At 61.5% G+C, this 19,280-nt stretch carries 16 protein-coding genes; 2 read left to right on the forward strand and 14 right to left on the reverse strand.

Going from position 1 to position 19,280, the window contains the following annotated elements; genetic code table 11:
- Positions 1-8 precede the first annotated feature (8 nt).
- From ACA046_RS08530 to ccoN (ACA046_RS08580), 11 genes are all read right to left on the reverse strand, one after another.
- Entirely contained in the window at positions 9-2,459 is a 2,451-nt protein-coding gene (locus ACA046_RS08530) for a heavy metal translocating P-type ATPase (protein ID WP_497676267.1), read from the reverse strand.
- Between the two features lie 8 nt (positions 2,460-2,467).
- Entirely contained in the window at positions 2,468-3,007 is a 540-nt protein-coding gene (locus ACA046_RS08535; protein WP_010176382.1) for a FixH family protein, read from the reverse strand.
- A gap of 16 nt (positions 3,008-3,023) precedes the next feature.
- A complete protein-coding gene (gene ccoG / locus ACA046_RS08540; RefSeq protein WP_497676268.1) occupies positions 3,024-4,439 on the reverse strand; it encodes a cytochrome c oxidase accessory protein CcoG in 1,416 nt (471 codons plus the stop codon).
- A gap of 431 nt (positions 4,440-4,870) precedes the next feature.
- A complete protein-coding gene (gene ccoP, locus ACA046_RS08545; protein WP_497676269.1) occupies positions 4,871-5,848 on the reverse strand; it encodes a cytochrome-c oxidase, cbb3-type subunit III in 978 nt (325 codons plus the stop codon).
- Complete coding sequence (locus tag ACA046_RS08550; protein ID WP_008437575.1) at positions 5,845-6,030, reverse strand: CcoQ/FixQ family Cbb3-type cytochrome c oxidase assembly chaperone; 186 nt, start codon at positions 6,028-6,030, stop codon at positions 5,845-5,847. The genes ccoP (ACA046_RS08545) and ACA046_RS08550 overlap by 4 nt, the downstream gene beginning before the upstream one ends.
- 5 nt (positions 6,031-6,035) lie before the next feature.
- Entirely contained in the window at positions 6,036-6,644 is a 609-nt protein-coding gene (gene ccoO / locus ACA046_RS08555) for a cytochrome-c oxidase, cbb3-type subunit II (protein WP_003193167.1), read from the reverse strand.
- A complete protein-coding gene (ccoN, locus tag ACA046_RS08560; RefSeq protein WP_177026881.1) occupies positions 6,644-8,086 on the reverse strand; it encodes a cytochrome-c oxidase, cbb3-type subunit I in 1,443 nt (480 codons plus the stop codon). Before ccoN (ACA046_RS08560) ends, ccoO (ACA046_RS08555) begins: the two co-directional genes overlap by 1 nt.
- A 473-nt stretch (positions 8,087-8,559) precedes the next feature.
- The gene (gene ccoP / locus ACA046_RS08565; protein ID WP_459027024.1) at positions 8,560-9,507 is read right to left on the reverse strand and encodes a cytochrome-c oxidase, cbb3-type subunit III; all 948 of its coding nucleotides are present in this window, start codon (positions 9,505-9,507) and stop codon (positions 8,560-8,562) included.
- Positions 9,504-9,710, reverse strand: a complete 207-nt coding sequence (locus ACA046_RS08570) for a cbb3-type cytochrome oxidase subunit 3 (RefSeq protein ID WP_459027026.1) — start codon at positions 9,708-9,710, stop codon at positions 9,504-9,506. The genes ccoP (ACA046_RS08565) and ACA046_RS08570 overlap by 4 nt, the downstream gene beginning before the upstream one ends.
- 3 nt (positions 9,711-9,713) lie before the next feature.
- Positions 9,714-10,322 carry a cytochrome-c oxidase, cbb3-type subunit II gene (ccoO, locus tag ACA046_RS08575; protein ID WP_076017220.1) on the reverse strand — a complete coding sequence of 203 codons (609 nt, stop codon included), beginning with the start codon at positions 10,320-10,322 and terminating at the stop codon, positions 9,714-9,716.
- Between the two features lie 10 nt (positions 10,323-10,332).
- Positions 10,333-11,757, reverse strand: coding sequence for a cytochrome-c oxidase, cbb3-type subunit I (gene ccoN, locus ACA046_RS08580; protein WP_497676270.1), 1,425 nt, complete (start codon positions 11,755-11,757; stop codon positions 10,333-10,335).
- A gap of 79 nt (positions 11,758-11,836) precedes the next feature.
- Here ccoN (ACA046_RS08580) and ACA046_RS08585 point away from each other — a divergent pair, with 79 nt between their 5' ends.
- Positions 11,837-12,532 carry an alpha/beta family hydrolase gene (locus tag ACA046_RS08585; protein WP_497676271.1) on the forward strand — a complete coding sequence of 232 codons (696 nt, stop codon included), beginning with the start codon at positions 11,837-11,839 and terminating at the stop codon, positions 12,530-12,532.
- A 124-nt stretch (positions 12,533-12,656) separates the two neighbouring features.
- Here ACA046_RS08585 and ACA046_RS08590 read toward each other — a convergent pair whose 3' ends face one another.
- From ACA046_RS08590 to acnA, 3 genes are all read right to left on the reverse strand, one after another.
- Positions 12,657-14,222, reverse strand: a complete 1,566-nt coding sequence (locus tag ACA046_RS08590) for a methyl-accepting chemotaxis protein (RefSeq protein WP_167662629.1) — start codon at positions 14,220-14,222, stop codon at positions 12,657-12,659.
- An 85-nt stretch (positions 14,223-14,307) separates the two neighbouring features.
- A complete protein-coding gene (locus ACA046_RS08595) occupies positions 14,308-15,099 on the reverse strand; it encodes a CPBP family intramembrane glutamic endopeptidase (RefSeq protein ID WP_497676272.1) in 792 nt (263 codons plus the stop codon).
- A gap of 111 nt (positions 15,100-15,210) precedes the next feature.
- Positions 15,211-17,952, reverse strand: coding sequence for an aconitate hydratase AcnA (acnA, locus tag ACA046_RS08600; protein WP_497676273.1), 2,742 nt, complete (start codon positions 17,950-17,952; stop codon positions 15,211-15,213).
- Between the two features lie 191 nt (positions 17,953-18,143).
- Here acnA and rlmM point away from each other — a divergent pair, with 191 nt between their 5' ends.
- On the forward strand, positions 18,144-19,217 hold the full coding sequence (gene rlmM / locus ACA046_RS08605; protein WP_003219000.1) for a 23S rRNA (cytidine(2498)-2'-O)-methyltransferase RlmM: 1,074 nt from the start codon (positions 18,144-18,146) through the stop codon (positions 19,215-19,217).
- Positions 19,218-19,280 lie beyond the last annotated feature (63 nt).

Here is a 19,280-nt window from a genome sequence, read left to right on the forward strand (position 1 = left end):
CGCGCGGCTCAAGCCGGCAGCGGACGGGTTACGGGGGTGGAGCTCACGGCTGGCGCGCTCGGCATGCGAGTCAGGCGCAGGGCGTTGAGCACCACGGTCAACGAACTGAGGGACATGCCAATCGCCGCCCAGATGGGGGTGATCCAGCCGAGGGCGGCAAACGGCAACATCAGGCCATTGTACAGCCCGGCCCACAGCAGGTTTTCAATGATTACCCGACGGGTGCGCCGGGCCAGGGTAAAGGCTTGTACCAGGGCGTCGAGGCGGTTCGACAGCAGTACCGCGTCGGCACTGGTCTTGGCCAGGTCGGTGGCCGAGCCCATGGCCACGCTGATATCGGCGGCGGCCAGCACCGGCACGTCGTTGACGCCGTCACCGAGCATCAGCACCTTGCGGCCTTCCTTGTGCAACTGTTGCAGCATTTGCAGCTTGTCGTCTGGGCGCAGGCCGCCGTGGGCTTCATCGATGCCCAGCTCAAGGGCGACGCTGGCGACCATTGGCGAGCTGTCGCCGGACAACAGCAAGGTGCGCCAGCCGCGTGCCTTGCAGGCGGCGAGCAAGGCGGGGGCGTCGCTGCGCAGGCGATCATCCAGGACAAACCAGGCCAGTGCGCCGTCGGTGTCCCCCAGCAGCAACCATTGCCCGGCTTCTGTTGGCGAGGTGGGAAGCGCGCAGCCGCTCAATTCGCAGACAAAACCCGGCTGGCCAATGCGCAAGCGGCGTTTACCGACAATGCCTTCCAGCCCCAGTCCCGGCATGCTGAGCACTTCATCCGCCGCCAGTGGTGCGCGGCCGAATGCGCGGGCGATCGGGTGTTCAGAACGTTGCTCCAGCGCGGCAGCAAGGCTCAGGCATTCGTCGCTGCCCAGCACACCCAGCGCACGGATGGCGCGCAAGGCCAGGCGGCCTTCGGTGAGGGTGCCGGTCTTGTCGAAAATCACTGTGTCGATCTGGTTCAGGCCTTCCAGCACGTGGCCCCGTGTCAGTAGCAGGCCGAGTTTGTGCAGGGTGCCGGTGGCTGCCGTCAGGGCGGTTGGCGTCGCCAGGGACAGGGCACAAGGGCAGGTTGCAACCAGCATCGCCAGGACTATCCAGAACGCCCGTGACGAATCCAGCTCCCACCACACCAGGCCGATCACAGCAGCGGCGATCAACGAACACAGCAGGAACCATTGGGCGGCGCGGTCGGCGATTTCCGCCAGCCGGGGTTTTTCCGCCTGGGCCCGCTCCAGCAGACGCACGATGGCCGACAGGCGCGTGTCGTGGCCCAGGGCGCGGACTTCGACGGTCAGCGCGCCTTCGACGTTGAGGGTGCCGGCGGTAACCGCATCGCCGACCTGGCGCGGCTGCGGCAGGTACTCGCCGGTCAGCAGGGATTCGTCGATGCTCGACTGGCCGTCGAGGATGATGCCGTCCGCCGGCAGCACCGCGCCCGGGTGCACCAGCACCCGATCACCCAAGGCCAGCTCGCTGAGCAGGATCCGTTCACTTTGCCCATCAACACTCATGCGCAGGCACGAAGCCGGCAACAGGTTGACCAACTGCGCGGTCGCCGCCGCCGTACGTTCCCGGGCGCGGCGCTCCAGGTAGCGTCCGGCCAACAGGAACAGGGCAAACATGCCGACTGCATCGAAATACAGCTCGCCGGTGCCGGTGATGGCAGTCCAGATCCCGGCCAGGTACGCACCGCCGATCGCCAGCGACACTGAGACATCCATGGTCAGGTGGCGGGTGCGCAGGTCGCGCATCGCGCCTTTGAAGAAGGGCGCGCAGCTGTAGAACACGATTGGTGTTGTAAGAAACATCGCGACCCAGCGCAGGATCACGTGCAGCTCGGGGCTCAGGTCGATATTGAATTCCGGCCAGGTGGCCATCGTTGCCATCATTGCCTGGAACCACAGCAGCCCGGCGACGCCCAGTTGACGCAACGCCAGACGGTTTTCGCTGGCCAGTTGTTCGGCGGCGCGGTCGGCTTGGTACGGGTGGGCGGCGTAGCCGATGTGGCGCAACTCGCCGAGCAGTTGGCTCAGTGGCAGTTGCCCATCGGCCCAACGCACGTGCAGGCGGTGGTTGGACAGGTTCAGCCGCGCCTCGGCCACGGCCGGCAGGTTGCGCAGGTGTTTTTCGATCAGCCAGCCACAGGCGGCGCAACTGATGCCCTCCATCAACAGCGTGGCTTCCGACAGATCACCGTCGTGGCGCACGAAGGGCTTTTGCACATCCGCACGGTCATACAGCGCCAGCTCGTCCACCAGTTGCACCGGCAGCGCATCGGGGTTGGCCGAGGCTTCGCTGCGGTGCTGGTAATAGCTTTCCAGGCCACCGGCGACAATCGCCTCGGCCACCGCCTGGCAGCCCGGGCAACACAGCTCGCGGGACTCGCCGAGGATAACGGCAGTGAACCGGCTGCCGGGCGGCACGGGCAGGGCGCAGTGGTAGCAGGGGGTTGGGGTGGTCATGGCCGGTGCTATTTTTTCAGGTCTTCAGCACCCTGCAGCGGCTCGTCGCCCAGCAGCAAGTCCTTGTCATGGCTGACCTGTTCTTCTTCAAACATGCGCCAGGTCCTGTCGCCTTCCACACCCAGCAATTCGACGAAGCGGCGGCCTTCGACCTTGTCGGTCACCTGGCCGATGTAGCGGCCAGGCTCGCTGTCGCTGCGGGTCAGGATGATCTTGCGATCCTTCTCCGGCTGGGTCGGCGAAATCAGGTTCAGTTCCAGAGTGCCGGGCCCGCTGTTACCGGTCAGGTGCAACTCGACTTCGCCGGTCAGCTCGTCCAGGTGCACCTTGGCGCGCAGTTGCAGGGTCTGGGCCAGTAGCTCGCGGTCCAGTGAGCGGTTGATACCTTTGCCGGCCTCGTAGTAGTTGTCGTTGACCAGGTTGTCGGGGTTGTTCACCGCGATGGTCACCATGGACAAGGTCAACGTCACCGAGCACGCCAGGATCCCAATGATGATCCAGGGCCAGAGGTGCTTGTACCAGGGGCTTGCGGCAGTTGCTGCGGGCATTGTTCTGCTCTCTTGTTTAGCGAATTTGTGGGCCGATGAATCGGCTCTTGGCTTCAATGTGGACGCTGTCGTCATCGGCATCCTTGAGGATGAATTTCACCTCGTTGGTGCTCGACGGCAGCTGTTCCGGTGCGCTCGACAGCTCCACCGGCATGCTGAAGATCTCCCCGGCAGCCACCTTGATCTCGCGCCGGCCTTGCAGCTTGAGGTCCGGCAGGCCTGCGGCTTCCAGCACGTAAGTGTGGTCGCGCTGGTCCTTGTTCATGATCTTCAGGCTGTAGACGTTTTCGATCCGGCCTTCGGCGTTTTCGCGGTACAAAACACGGTCCTTGCTGACGTCGAAACCCACCAGCGAACGCATGAAGAATGCGCCTGCCAACAGGCCCATCATCGCCAGCAGCACCAAGGCATAACCGATCAGGCGCGGGCGCAGTTTATGGGTTTTCTGCCCCGACAGGTTGTGCTCGGTGGTGTAGCTGATCAGCCCGCGCGGATACTCCATCTTGTCCATGATGTTGTCGCAGGCGTCGATGCAGGCCGCGCAGCCGATGCATTCGATCTGCAGGCCGTCACGGATGTCGATGCCGGTGGGGCACACCTGCACGCACATCGTGCAATCGATGCAGTCCCCCAGGCCCTCGGCCTTGTAGTCGATACCTTTTTTGCGCGGGCCACGGGTTTCGCCACGGCGTGGGTCGTAGGAAACAATCAGGGTGTCCTTGTCGAACATCACACTCTGGAAACGCGCGTATGGGCACATGTAGATGCACACTTGCTCGCGCAGCCAACCGGCGTTGCCGTAGGTGGCGAGGGTGAAGAAACCTACCCAGAAATACGACCAGCCATCGGCCTGGCCGGTGAAGAAGTCGAACACCAGTTCACAGATCGGCGAAAAGTAGCCGACGAAGGTCATGCCGGTGACAAAGCCGATGACCAGCCACAGGCTGTGCTTACTGAATTTGCGCAGGAACTTGTTGGCGCTCATCGGCGCCTTGTCCAGTTTGATGCGCTGGTTGCGGTCGCCTTCGGTGACTTTTTCGCACCACATGAAGATCCAGGTCCACACGCTTTGCGGGCAGGTGTAGCCGCACCAGACGCGGCCGGCATACACGGTGATGAAGAACAGGCCAAACGCCGCGACGATCAGGATGCCCGACAGCAGGATGAAATCCTGAGGCCAGAAGGTCGCGCCAAAAATAAAGAACTTACGCTCCGGCAGGTTCCACCACACGGCTTGATGGCCACCCCAGTTCAGCCACACGGTGCCGAAGTAGAGCAGGAACAAGCCGGCGCCACCGAGCATCCGCAAATTGCGGAACAAACCGGTGAAGGCGCGGGTGTAGATTTTCTCCCGTGATGCGTAGAGATCGACAGTGTTGCTTGATTTTTTGGCAGGCGGGGTAACGTCATGTACCGGAATCTGGTTGCTCATCATTGCATCCCACGGCAGTGGAGATTTGCCTCGGCCAGTACGTGCCAACCGGGGTCAAAATAGGGGTGTTGCAGTGGCCTAATGATACGCCCCTGATACCCTTCGACGGGTGCGACCTTTGGTCGCGTTGGGAGAAATCAATTGATGGTGTACGTGATCTGGATCAATTGACTTGTGAAGTATGGACGGTTTTTGCTGTTGCGGTGGGCGGGCAGGTCCTGAATGCAGTCAGCCAAGAGACCCGGATCTTCAAAACACAGCAGGTCTGATGTGGGAGCGGGCTTGCTCGCGAATGCGCAGTGTCAGTCAACTTATTGGTTGCTGATACACCGCATTCGCGAGCAAGCCCGCTCCCACATTGGATCTTTGGTGGTTTCAAAAACAGCCCTGTCAGCTTCCGCTGGCGGGGCCGTTTTTTATACCGTTTTGCCTTACTCGGCGTCCGCCGGCTTGTCCCCATGGGACAGGCTGTAAACATACGCCGCCAGCAGGTGCACCTTGTCGTTCCCCTGCAACTGCTCTTGCGCAGGCATCTGGCCCTGACGGCCATAACGGATGGTCTGCTGCAGTTGCGCGAAGCTCGAACCGTAGATGAACGCGCCCGGGTGGGTCAGGTCAGGTGCGCCCATTGCGGGGGTACCTTTACCGGCGGGACCGTGGCATGCCACGCAGTTGGCGGCGAAGAGTTTCTCGCCGTTGGCCACGTCTGCCTTCGCGCCTTCCGGCAGTTTGCGGCCATCCAGGTTGGTCACCACAAAGCCGGCCACATCGGCCACGCCTTGCTCGCCAATGACTTCGGCCCAGGCCGGCATCACCGCGTGGCGGCCCTTCATGATGGTTTCCTTGATGGTGGCCGGGTCACCGCCCCAGCGCCAGTCGGCGTCGGTCAGGTTGGGGAAACCGTACGCGCCCTTCGCATCGGAACCGTGGCACACCGAGCAGTTGGAGGCGAACAGGCGGCCACCCATCTTCAAGGCTTGCGGGTCCTTGGCCACTTCTTCAATCGGCATGGCGGCGAACTTGGCGAAGATCGGCCCGAACCGGGCGTCCGACTTGGCCATTTCCTTTTCCCATTCGTGCACGCCGGTCCAGCCGGTCTGGCCATTGGCAAACGGGGTTTGCTTATCGTTGTCGAGGTAGTTGTAGCCCGGCAGCAGGCCTTTCCAGTTGCCCAGGCCGGGGTACAGCGCCAGGTAACCGAGGGCGAAGATGATGGTGCCGACGAACAGCATGAACCACCATTTTGGCAGCGGGTTGTCGTACTCCTCGATACCGTCGAACGAGTGGCCAACGGTTTCATCGGTTTGCTCGGCGCGCTGGCCCTTGCGGGTCGACAGCAGCAGCCAGGTCAGGGCGAAAATGGTACCCAGACTGAGGACTGTGACGTACAGACTCCAGAACGTAGTCATTCTTTGTTACTCCTAGACGCTTCTACGACGTGCTTGATGGCTTCGGGATCATCCGCGAAGGGCAGCAACGTCGCGTCTTCAAACTCCGACTTGCGCTTGGGGCTGAACACCCACAAGGCCAGGCCGATAAAGGCCACCATCACGACAACGGTGCCCAGGCCTCGAATCATCCCGATATCCATCTCGATCACCGTTTGCTTTTGATGATGGTGCCAAGGCCTTGCAAGTAGGCCACCAGTGCGTCCATTTCGGTCTTGCCCTTGACGGCAGCTGCCGCGCCGGCGATGTCTTCGTCGGTGTAAGGCACGCCGAGGGTGCGCAAGACTTCCATCTTCTTGGCGGTGTCCTTGCCGTCGAGTTTGTTTTCGACCAGGAACGGGTACGCCGGCATTTTCGACTCGGGCACGACGTTGCGCGGGTTGTACAAGTGCGCACGCTGCCAGTCATCGGAGTAACGACCGCCGACCCGGGCCAGGTCCGGGCCAGTGCGCTTGGAACCCCACAGGAACGGGTGGTCCCACACGCTTTCACCGGCTACCGAGTAGTGGCCGTAGCGTTCGGTTTCGGCGCGGAACGGACGGATCATCTGCGAGTGGCAGCCGACACAGCCGTTGGCGATGTAGACGTCGCGGCCTTCCAGTTCAAGGGCGGTGCGCGGCTTCATGCCTTCCACCGGCTTGTTGGTCACGTCCTGGAAAAACAGCGGAACGATCTGGGTCAGGCCGCCGATACTCACGGCGATGACCATGAAGAAGGCCAGCAGGCCGATATTCTTCTCGACTACTTCATGCTTCATCAGTGAGCTCCCACAACGGCGATCTGGCTGGCGGCTTCGGCTTCTTTAGGGTCGGAGGCACGCACGGTGCGCCAGACGTTGTAGGCCATGAAGAACATGCCGCTGGCAAAGATCGCACCGCCGAGGGCGCGCACGATGTAACCCGGATGGCTGGCTTGCAGCCCTTCGACGAAGGAGTAAGTAAGGGTGCCGTCGTCGTTGATCGCACGCCACATCAGGCCCTGGGTGATGCCGTTGACCCACATCGAGGCGATGTAGAGCACGGTACCGATGGTGGCCAGCCAGAAGTGTGTGTTGATCAGGCTGACGCTGTGCATCTGCGCACGGCCGAACAGTTTCGGGATCATGTGGTACAGCGCACCGATGGAGATCATCGCTACCCAACCGAGAGCGCCGGCGTGTACGTGGCCGATGGTCCAGTCGGTGTAGTGGGACAGCGAGTTGACGGTCTTGATGGCCATCATCGGGCCTTCGAAGGTCGACATGCCGTAGAACGCCAGGGATACCACGAGGAACCGCAGGATCGGGTCGGTGCGCAATTTATGCCAGGCACCCGACAGGGTCATCATGCCGTTGATCATGCCGCCCCAGCTTGGGGCCAGCAGGATGATCGACATCGCCATGCCCAGGGACTGTGCCCAGTCCGGCAACGCGGTGTAGTGCAGGTGGTGCGGACCGGCCCAGATGTACAGGGTGATCAGCGCCCAGAAGTGCACGATGGACAGGCGATAGGAGTAGATCGGACGCTCGGCCTGTTTCGGCACGAAGTAGTACATCATCCCCAGGAAACCGGTGGTGAGGAAGAAGCCTACGGCGTTGTGGCCGTACCACCACTGGATCATTGCGTCTGTCGCACCGGCGTAGGCCGAGTAGGACTTGAAGAAGCTCACCGGCAAGGAAGCGTGGTTGACGATGTGCAGCATCGCCGTCACCAGGATAAATGCCCCGTAGAACCAGTTGCCGACGTAGATGTGCTTGGTCTTGCGCTTGACGATGGTGCCGAAGAACACCACCGCGTAGGTCACCCAGACAATCGCCAGCAAAATGGCGATCGGCCATTCCAGCTCGGCGTATTCCTTGGTGGTGGTGTAGCCCAGCGGCAGGGTGATGATCGCGCCAACGATGACCGCTTGCCAGCCCCAGAAGGTAAAGGCAGCCAATGCATCGGAAATCAGTCGCGTTTGGCAGGTTCGCTGCACGACGTAGTAAGAAGTGGCAAACAGTGCACATCCACCGAAGGCGAAAATCACCAGGTTGGTGTGCAGCGGGCGCAGGCGTCCAAACGTCGTCCATGGCAGGCCAAAATTCAACTCTGGCCAAACCAGTTGCGAGGCGATGAAGACACCGAGCCCCATGCCAAGGATCCCCCAGACCACCGTCATGATGGCGAACTGGCGGACTACCTTATAGTTATAAGCAGTCGGACTGATTGCTGTGCTCATTCTAAGGTTCCACGGTTTAGGTTTTTTTATAGGGTAAAAATCGGTCGCAAGTATGGAGAAAGCAAGATTCCATTGCAACGCAAGGTGACCTGCGTCAATGCGTTCCAAACCAGATTCTGCGCCCTTTCCATGTTTGGTGTAAGGACAAAATTCAGGGTTAAAAGTTGACGACTTGGACAGGATTTTAAACGGGTCGAAGGTACTTGTAACTGAGTGTGTGTAAACAAGCAGCTCGGGTGACGAGTGGTCAGTGGCACGACAGCCGGTAAGTACCAGCCTTTGCGCCTGTCATCGAGCAGAAATGTTTCAACCCATCGAGTGCAAGTCGGCCGTCGACCGGCCAATGCCAGTCCACTGTGCAAACAAGCGTAGACCCGAATGGCAGGAGGGGAAAGTCGCTGATCGGAAGGGTGCGACAATGGGTCGCAAAAAAGCCGCGCCTGAATCAGGCGCGGCTTTTGGGTACTGCGCGATTACTCGGGTTGGCTGTCAGCCGTTGCGCCATCGGCGTTATGGGACAGGCTGTAGACGTAGGCCGCGAGCAAATGCACCTTGTCATTGCCTTGCAGCACTTCCTGCGCGGGCATCTGGCCTTGGCGGCCGTGGCGAATGGTCTGCTGCAACTGCGCCAGGCTGGTGCCGTAGATAAAGCCACTTGGCTGCGTCAGGTTCGGTGCGCCCATGGCTTCCACACCATGGCCTTGCGGACCGTGGCAGGCGACACAGGTGGTGCTGAACGCCACTTGGCCCGCCGCGACATCCGCCGTGCTGTCGGCCGGCAACGGCAGGCCCGCCAGTTCATGGCGCACGTAGGCCGCGACGTTTTTCACACCGTCTTCTCCCAGCACTTCACCCCAGGCCGGCATCGCTGCATGACGGCCATTCATGATGGTCATCTTGATTGCGTCCGCCGAGCCGCCCCAGCGCCAGATGTTGTCTGCCAGGTTCGGGAAGCCGTAGGCGCCCTTGGCATCCGAGCCGTGGCACACCGCGCAGTTGGAGGCGAACAGGCGGCCGCCCATTTTCAGCGCTTGCGGGTCCTTGGCGACTTCTTCTACCGGCATGGCCGCGAATTTGGCGAAGATCGGCCCGAACTTGGCGTCGGCCTTGGCCATCTCCTTGTCCCATTCCTTGGTCTGGGTCCAGCCGTCTTCATAGCCCGGCAACACGCCTTTCCAGTTGCCCAGGCCCGGGTAGAGGATCAGGTAGCCGACGGCAAACACCAGGGTGCCGGCGAACAGCATGAACCACCATTGCGGCAGCGGGTTGTCGTACTCCTCGATCCCGTCGAAGGCGTGGCCCATGGTCTGGTCCACGCTGCCCTTGGTCTCGCCCTTGCGGGTGCCGATCAACAGCCAGGTCAGGCCGATCAGGCTGCCGAGGGTCAGTACACAGATCCATGTACTCCAGAAGGTAGTCATGGCCGGTTGCTCCTTGTTGCAGGCTCTTCTTGAGCGTCGGGGGTTGGCGGTAGCGGTTCATCGGCAAACGGCAGCAGGCAGGCTTCGGCGAACTCCGCATTGCGCCGGGCGTTGAACACCCACAGCGACAAGCCGATGAAGGCGATGGCTACGACCAGCGTGCCGAGGCCGCGGATGGTTCCAGCATCGAAATCAAATCCCATGGCTCACCTCTTGCTCTTGATGGCAGTGCCGAGCACTTGCAGGTACGAAACCAGCGCGTCCATCTCGGTCTTGCCCTTGAGGGAGGCCACGGCGCCGGCGATATCGTCGTCGGTGTACGGCACGCCGAGGGTGCGCATCACTTTGAGCTTGGTCTCGGTGTGGCTGCTGTCGACCGCAGCGGTGACCAGCCATGGGTACGCCGGCATCTTCGATTCCGGCACCACGTTGCGCGGGTTGTACAAGTGCGCGCGGTGCCAGTCGTCCGAGTAGCGCGCGCCGACGCGGGCCAGGTCCGGCCCGGTGCGCTTGGAGCCCCACAGGAACGGGTGATCCCACACACTTTCACCGGCCACCGAGTAGTGGCCGTAGCGCTCGGTTTCGGCGCGGAACGGACGGATCATCTGCGAGTGGCACTGTACGCAACCTTCGCGGATGTAGATGTCGCGGCCTTCCAGTTGCAGCGCGGTGTAGGGCTTCATGCCTTCCACCGGCTTGTTGGTCACATCCTGGAAGAACAGTGGCACGATCTGGGTCAGGCCGCCGATGCTCACGGCGAGCACCATCAGCAGCATCAACAGGCCGACGTTCTTTTCAATGGTTTCGTGTTTCATCATCGACTCCTCAGGCCATCTGCGCGGCGTTGATCACTTCGGCAGGCTGCGCCGAACGCACGGTGCGCCACGTGTTGTAAGCCATCAGGAACATGCCGCTGAGGAAGATCGCCCCGCCCACCAGCCGCACGATGAAGCCTGGGTGGCTGGCCACCAGGGTTTCGACGAAGGAGTAGGTCAAGGTGCCGTCTTCGTTGACCGCACGCCACATCAGGCCCTGGGCAATGCCGTTGACCCACATCGAAGCGATGTAGAGCACGGTGCCGATGGTGGCCAGCCAGAAGTGCGCGTTGATCAGGCCGAGGCTGTACATCTGCTCGCGACCGAAGACTTTCGGGATCATGTGGTACAGCGCGCCGATGGAGATCATCGCTACCCAACCGAGGGCGCCGGCGTGAACGTGGCCGATGGTCCAGTCGGTGTAGTGGGAGAGGGCGTTGACCGTCTTGATGGCCATCATCGGCCCTTCGAAGGTCGACATGCCGTAGAACGCGAGAGACACGACAAGGAAGCGCAGGATCGGGTCGCTGCGCAACTTATGCCAGGCACCCGACAAGGTCATCATGCCGTTGATCATCCCGCCCCAGCTTGGCGCCAGTAGCACCAGCGACATCACCATGCCCAGGGACTGTGCCCAGTCCGGCAGCGCGGTGTAGTGCAAGTGGTGCGGGCCGGCCCAGATGTACAGGGTGATCAGTGCCCAGAAGTGCACGATGGACAGGCGATAGGAATACACCGGACGCTCGGCCTGTTTCGGCACGAAGTAGTACATCATCCCCAGGAAGCCGGCGGTGAGGAAAAAGCCTACCGCGTTATGCCCATACCACCACTGCACCATGGCATCCGTCGCACCGCCGTACAGCGAGTAGGACTTGGTCAGGCTGACCGGGATTTCCAGGTTGTTGACGATATGCAGAATGGCCACGGTGATGATGAACGCACCAAAGAACCAGTTACCCACGTAGATGTGCTTGGTGTTGCGCTTCATCACCGTGCCAAAGAACACGACGGCGTAGGCCACCCAGACGATGGTGATCAGGATGTCGATCGGCCATTCCAGCTCGGCGTATTCCTTGGAGCTGGTGTAGCCCAGCGGCAAGGTGATCGCGGCCAGCACAATGACCAGTTGCCAGCCCCAGAAGCAGAATTGCGCGATCTTGGGTGCGAACAGCTGGGTCTGGCAGGTGCGTTGCACCGAGTAGAAGGAGCTGGCAAACAGCGCGCAACCGCCGAAGGCAAAGATCACCGCGTTGGTGTGCAGCGGGCGCAAACGGCCGAAACTGGTCCAGGGCAAATTGAAGTTGAGTTCGGGCCATACCAACTGGGCTGCGAGAAAAACCCCGAGCCCCATGCCGACGATGCCCCACACCACCGTCATAATGGCGAATTGGCGGACCACCTTGTAGTTATAGGCGGTACTTAAAGTAGTGTTCATGGTTCCCCATCCACGGTTCAACCCAAGCAAATGCGGCACTTGGGCTGGAGTTATAGGCAGACTAAAAAGCGAGGCAAGCATGGGCAAAGAGCACAAGGCCAGTATTGACGGGGATCAATGGGCGCAGTGTGTGCGGGAGCGCGGCTGGTTGTGGGATGTCGCCACAGGGTCTATCGCGCGTACGCCCGCGACGTTGATCCTGGCCCACGGCGCGGGTGCGCCGATGGACTCGGGCTTCATGAACGACATGGCTGCACGCCTTGCCGGGCATGGCGTGAACGTGTTGCGCTTCGAGTTTCCCTACATGGCCCAGCGCCGTGTGGACGGGGGCAAACGCCCACCCAATCCAGCCCCGAAATTGCTGGAATGCTGGCGTGAGGTGTATGCCGAGGTGCGACGTCATGTCGCTGGGAAACTGGCGGTTGGCGGCAAGTCCATGGGCGGGCGGATGGCCAGTTTGCTGGCGGATGAACTGGGCGCGGATGCGCTGGTGTGCCTGGGTTATCCGTTTTATGCGGTGGGCAAACCGGAGAAGCCCCGGACCGAGCATCTGGCCGGGCTGAAGACGCCGACCTTGATTGTGCAGGGCGAGCGGGATGCGCTGGGCAATCGGGCGGCGGTGGAGGGGTATGTGTTGTCGGCGAGCATCGAAGTGATGTGGTTGGTGGCGGGGGATCATGATTTGAAGCCGTTGAAGGCTTCGGGGTTTAGCCATGAGCAGCATTTGGAGGCTGCGGCGGTGGCAGTCTCAGGGTTTCTCGCTGGTCTTGAGTGAAAACTGTGGCGAGGGAGCTTGCTCCCGCTGGGCTGCGTAGCGGCCCCAAAATCCAGGGAGCGCTGCGCACTGGAGCGCCAGCCCGGTCCAGCGGGAGCAAGCTCCCTCGCCACATGTGAGTCGATTACCGGTTAAACCGCTCCACCAGCGAGTACTGGGTATTGGCGGTATGCGTCAGCTCTTCACTCAACTGCGCCGAGTTCAACGCCTGTTCCGATGTCTGGTCCGCCAACAGCGCAATGGTGCTGATATTACGGCTGATCTCTTCCGCTACCGAGCTCTGCTCCTCGGTCGCCGCCGCAATCTGCGCCGTCATGTCGGTGATATGCGCCACCGCTTCACTGATCCCGATCAGCGCCTGGTCCGCTTCCATCACCCGTGCCACACCTTCCTCCGCCTGGCGATGCCCGGCGTCCATGGTCTGAACGGCGGCGTTGGCGGTTTGTTGCAGCTTGGCGATCAGCGCGTGAATCTGCCCGGTGGACTCGCTGGTACGCTGGGCCAATTGCCGCACTTCATCCGCCACCACCGCAAAGCCCCGGCCCATCTCGCCGGCACGGGCCGCTTCGATGGCCGCGTTCAGCGCCAGCAGGTTGGTCTGGTCGGCGATGCCTTTGATCACATCCACCACGCCGCCGATCTCATCGCTGTCCTTGGCCAGTTGGGTCACGGTCACGCCGGTTTCGCCCACGGCCACCGACAGGCGCTGAATCGCCTCGCGGGTTTCGCCGGCGATATCACGGCCACGCCCGGTCAGGCGATTGGCTTCCTGGGTGGCATCGGCGGTGCGTTGTACATGGCTGGCGACTTCCTGGGTCGTCGCGGCCATTTGATTGACCGCGGTGGCCACCTGTTCGGTCTCCACGCGTTGGCGTTCAAGACCGCTGGAGCTGTTATGCGCCAGGGTGTTGGACTGCGCCGCCTGGGAGTTGAGGTGTTCAGCCGTGTCCTGCAAACGGGTAAGACACGTCTTCAGGCGCGCCTCCTGGCTGAGGATCGACATCTCCAGGCGTGCCTGGGCGCCGCGGCTGTCGGTGTACATCTGCGCAATCAGCGGGTCGGACGTGGTCTGCTCGGCCAGGCGCAGCAAACGCTTCAGCCCGCGCTGTTGCCAGCTCAGGCCCAACAGGCCCAGCGGCACCGACAGTGCGGCGGCCAGGGCAAAGCCCCAATGAGAGTCGAGCCACACACCGATCAGGAAGCTCAGTTGGCTGACCAGGATAAACGGCAGCCAGTCCTGCAACACCGGCAACCACTTGTCACTGCTCGGAATCGCCGACTTGCCCTGGTTGATACGCTGGTAAAGCGCTTCGGCACGGCGGATCTGCTCGGCGGTGGGCTTGACCCGCACCGACTCGTAGCCGATCACCTGATTGCCGTCGAAGACCGGTGTCACATAGGCGTTGACCCAATAGTGATCACCGCTCTTGCAGCGGTTCTTGACGATGCCCATCCATGGCAAGCCTTGTTTGAGCGTCGACCACATGTGTGCGAACACAGCCGCCGGAACATCCGGATGACGAACCAGGTTGTGCGGGGCACGCAACAGTTCGTCATGGGAAAACCCACTGATTTCGACGAAGGCGTCGTTGCAGTAGGTGATCACGCCTTTGGCATCCGTGGTGGAGATCAACCGTTGCTGAGCGGGGAAGGTACGTTCGCGCTGGGTAACGGGTTGGTTATTACGCATGAGTTTTCAATCCGCGAGGCTTTGATTAGTTGTCGGCCGTTACGGGGGTTTATTTAACTTAATTTTTGCAACAATCGGCTCAGCCTCAGCCCGCCAGCATCGGATAGGTAAACAACCCGAAATGCAGCAGGTTCAAGCCGAAGTGCGTAACGATTGCCGCGCCCAACCCACCAAAGCGATACGCCAGGCCGTAGCCTACGCCTGCGATGGTCGCCAGCAACGTCCACTGCCAGCCGGCGCCCAGGTGTACCAGCCCGAACAGCAGGGCTGCCAACAACAGTGCGAGGTTTTCACCGTAAGGCAGTTGTTTGAAGCGACGGCTCAGGCCGCCCTGGATGTAACCGCGAAACAGCGCCTCCTCCACCAGCGTCACCAGCAGCAGGTTGTTCAGCACCCATAGCCACGCCTGCTCCGGCCACTTCGGAGCCCAACTGATAACCCCCAGCAACGCAGCACCGCCAAGTGCGGCAATCGCCGTCAGGGTCAATGCCAGCGCCGTGGCATAGATCGACAGTCGCAATGACCGTCGCGCCACAATCCATGGGCAGGCCAGCAGCAGCCAAAAGCCGATCAGCGGCTTGTCCTGGTTCAGGTACATCGAGAACGGCACGGCATCATCAGTAAAGCGCTGCGGTGCTATTCCGCGACCGTTGTAGAACCCCGGCAGCCAATGCATCGCCAGCCCAAGCGCCAGCACGATAAACAGGCCGTGGCCGAGATAGCGCACCCAAGGGTTTCGCTGCTGGCGCACAGCAAACCCGGCCAATAGCAACATCGCGACGGACAACGCTGCCATCAAACCCAGTTGCCCATAGCTCAAGGCGAGTACATAGCCGATGGAAAGAAGTGCCAGGTACAGCCATGGCAGAGCAAGCATGGGGAATCCTTGTGACTATCGAAATCTGAGGGCGGCAGTATAACGAGCGTCACCGACGGTAAAAATGAAAACACCGCCTGGGGAGGCGGTGTTTTGTGTAGCGCGTGTCAGTTACGAGGCAATCAGCTGCCGCAACACGTAGTGCAGGATCCCGCCGGCCTTGAAGTACTCGACCTCATTCAGCGTATCGATACGGCACAGCACTTCGACCTTCTCGCTGCTGCCGTCTTCACGGGTGATCACCAGCGTCAGGTTCATGCGCGGTTCGATCTCGGCATGGGTCAGCCCGAGGATGTCGATCTTCTCCTTGCCGGTCAGTTTGAGTGCCTTGCGGTTCTGGTCCAGCTTGAACTGCAGCGGCAGCACGCCCATGCCCACCAGGTTGGAGCGGTGGATCCGCTCGAAGCTCTCGGCGATCACCGCCTTGACCCCCAGCAGGTTGGTGCCCTTGGCGGCCCAGTCGCGGCTTGAGCCGGTGCCATATTCCTGGCCGGCGATCACCACCAGTGGGGTGCCCGAGGCCTGGTATTTCATGGCGGCATCGTAGATCGGCATTTTCTCGCCGGTAGGGATGTAGATCGTGTTGCCGCCTTCCTCACCGCCAAGCATTTCATTGCGGATGCGGATGTTGGCGAAGGTGCCGCGCATCATCACTTCATGGTTGCCGCGACGTGAGCCGTAGGAGTTGAAGTCCCGCGGTTCGACACCTTGCTCGCGCAGGTACTTGCCGGCCGGGCTGTCGGTCTTGATGTTACCGGCGGGGGAGATGTGGTCGGTGGTCACCGAGTCCCCCAGCAATGCCAGCACGTTGGCGCCCTTGACGTCTTCGATCACCGGCAGCGGGCCGCCAATGTCGTCGAAGAAGGGTGGATGCTGAATGTAGGTGGAATCCTTCTGCCACACGTAAGTAGCGGCCTGTGGCACTTCAATGGCCTGCCACTGTTCGTCGCCGGCAAACACCTCGGCGTATTCCTTGTGGAACATCCCGGTGCTGACTTGGGCGACGGCGTCGGCGATTTCCTTGCTGCTGGGCCAGATGTCCCGCAGGTACACCGGTTTCCCGTCCGAGCCGGTGCCCAGCGGTTCGCTGCTGATGTCCATACGCACCGTGCCGGCCAAGGCGTAGGCCACCACGAGGGGCGGGGAGGCCAGCCAGTTGGTTTTCACCAGCGGGTGCACCCGGCCTTCGAAGTTACGGTTGCCCGAAAGCACCGAGGCTACGGCCAGGTCGGCTTTCTGAATGGCTTTTTCGATCGGCTCGGGCAGCGGCCCGGAGTTGCCGATGCAGGTGGTGCAGCCATAACCCACCAGGGCGAAACCCAGCTTGTCGAGGTATTGGGTCAGCCCCGCCGCTTTGTAGTAGTCGGTGACCACCTTGGAGCCGGGTGCCAGGGACGTTTTCACCCATGGCTTGCTCTTCAATCCTTTCTCCACGGCCTTTTTCGCCACCAGGCCCGCCGCCATCATCACGCTGGGGTTGGAGGTGTTTGTGCAGGAGGTAATCGCCGCGATCACCACCGCGCCGTTTTTCAGGCGATAGGTCTGGCCTTCGAAGTCGTAGTCGGCTTCACCGATCAGGTCGGCGTTGCCCACCGCAACGCCACCGCCGCCTTCACTTTCCAGGCGGCCTTCTTCCTTGTTGGTGGGTTTGAATTGCAGGTCGAGGAAGTCGCTGAAGGCCTGGCCGACGTTCGGCAGGGAAACACGGTCTTGTGGGCGTTTCGGGCCGGCCAGGCTGGCTTCGACGCTGCCCATGTCCAGCGCCAGGCTGTCAGTGAAGATGGGCTCCTGACCGGCGTTGCGCCACAGGCCCTGGGCCTTGGTGTACGCCTCTACCAGCTTGACGGTTTCGGTAGGACGGCCCGACAGGCGCAGGTAGTCCAGAGTCACGTCGTCCACCGGGAAGAAGCCGCAAGTGGCGCCGTATTCCGGGGCCATGTTGGCAATGGTGGCACGGTCTGCCAGGGGCAGGTCAGCCAGGCCATCACCATAGAATTCGACGAATTTCCCGACCACGCCTTTTTTGCGCAACATCTGGGTGACGGTCAGCACCAGGTCGGTGGCGGTGATGCCTTCTTTCAGCTTGCCGGTGAGCTTGAAGCCGATCACTTCCGGGATCAGCATCGACACTGGCTGGCCGAGCATCGCGGCTTCCGCTTCGATCCCGCCCACGCCCCAGCCCAGTACGCCGAGGCCGTTGATCATGGTGGTGTGGGAGTCGGTGCCTACCAATGTGTCGGGGAAGGCGTAGGTGCGGCCGTCTTCATCTTTGGTCCAGACGGTGCGGCCGAGGTATTCCAGGTTGACCTGGTGGCAGATGCCGGTGCCCGGTGGCACTACGCTGAAGTTGTCGAAGGCGCTCTGGCCCCAGCGCAGGAAGGCGTAGCGTTCGCCGTTGCGCTGCATTTCGATGTCGACGTTTTCTTGAAAGGCGCCGGTGGTTGCGAACTTGTCGACCATCACCGAGTGGTCGATCACCAAATCCACCGGTGACAGCGGGTTGATGCGCTGCGGGTCGCCGCCGGCCTTGGCCACCGCGGCGCGCATGGCAGCCAGGTCGACCACCGCGGGCACGCCGGTAAAGTCTTGCATCAGTACACGGGCGGGGCGGTATTGAATCTCGCGGTCGGAGCGGCGCTCCTTGAGCCAGGCGGCAATGGCCTTGAGGTCGGCGCCGGTGACGGTCTTTTCGTCTTCCCAGCGCAGCAGGTTTTCCAGCAGCACCTTGAGGGACATTGGCAGTTTGTCCAGGTCACCCAGGCTCTTGGCGGCTTCGGGCAGGCTGAAGTAGTGATAGGCCTTGTCGTCAATCTGTAAGGTTTTAAGGGTTCTCAGGCTATCAAGGGATGACATTACATGACTCCTTATGGTCCGCACGGCTACGGACCTGACGGGACGAACAGAGCTTCTAAATTAGCCCTGTTTTAAGTAGCTGGCTAATTACTGGACTCTATGGACAAGTCCAAGGTTCCGAACTCGGCTATCATGCGCGCGTTTTCATGACAGGCATTGCGCTATAGCAAGCCCGTGATCCAGGAGAGTTGATGAACACCCTTTTTATGCACTGCCGCCCGGGTTTTGAAGGCGAAGTCTGTTCCGAGATCGCGGAACACGCCGCTCGCCTGAACGTTTCGGGCTATGCCAAGGCCAAGACCGGCAGCGCCTGCGCCGAATTTGTCTGTACCGAAGAAGACGGCGCCCAGCGCCTGATGCGCGGCCAACGCTTTGCCGAGCTGATCTTCCCGAGGCAGTGGGCGCGCGGGGTGTTCATCGATTTGCCGGAAACCGACCGAATCAGCGTGATCCTCGCGCACCTGCGGGATTTCCCGGTGTGCGGCAGCCTGTGGCTGGAAATGGTCGACACCAACGATGGCAAGGAACTCTCGAACTTCTGCAAGAAATTCGAAGTGCACCTGCGCAAGGCGCTGATGGCTGCCGGCAAGCTGGTGGAAGACGCCAGCAAGCCGCGCCTGTTGCTGACCTTCAAGAGTGGCCGTGAAGTGTTCATGGGCCTGGCCGAGTCGAACAACTCGGCGATGTGGCCGATGGGCATTCCGCGCCTGAAATTCCCACGGGACGCGCCAAGCCGTTCGACCTTGAAGCTGGAGGAGGCCTGGCACCACTTTATCCCCCGTGATCAGTGGGACGAGCGCCTGCACAGCGACATGACCGGCGTCGACCTCGGCGCCGCGCCTGGCGGCTGGACCTGGCAGTTGGTCAACCGTGGCATGCTGGTGACCGCCATCGACAACGGCCCGATGGCCGAAAGCCTGATGGATACCGGCCTGGTGCAGCACTTGATGGCCGACGGCTTCATCTACACCCCCAAGCAGCCGGTGGACTGGATGGTGTGCGACATCGTCGAGAAACCGGCGCGTAACGCGGCCCTGCTGGAAACCTGGATCGGCGAGGGGCATTGCCGCGAGGCGGTGGTTAACCTGAAGTTGCCGATGAAGCAGCGTTATGCCGAAGTGAAGCGCCTGCTTGAACGCATCGCGGAAGGCTTCAAGGAGCGGGGCATTCGGGTGGAGATTGGCTGCAAGCAGCTGTACCACGACCGTGAAGAAGTGACCTGCCATCTGCGTCGGCTGGATGTAAAGAAGCCAAAGGCCCGGTAACCGAGCGAGCTCGCTCGCGAAAACCTTGAGGGCGCCGCTGACTACCTGGCGCCCCGCATTACC

The sequence above is a fragment of the Pseudomonas sp. LBUM1641 genome (assembly GCF_059716235.1).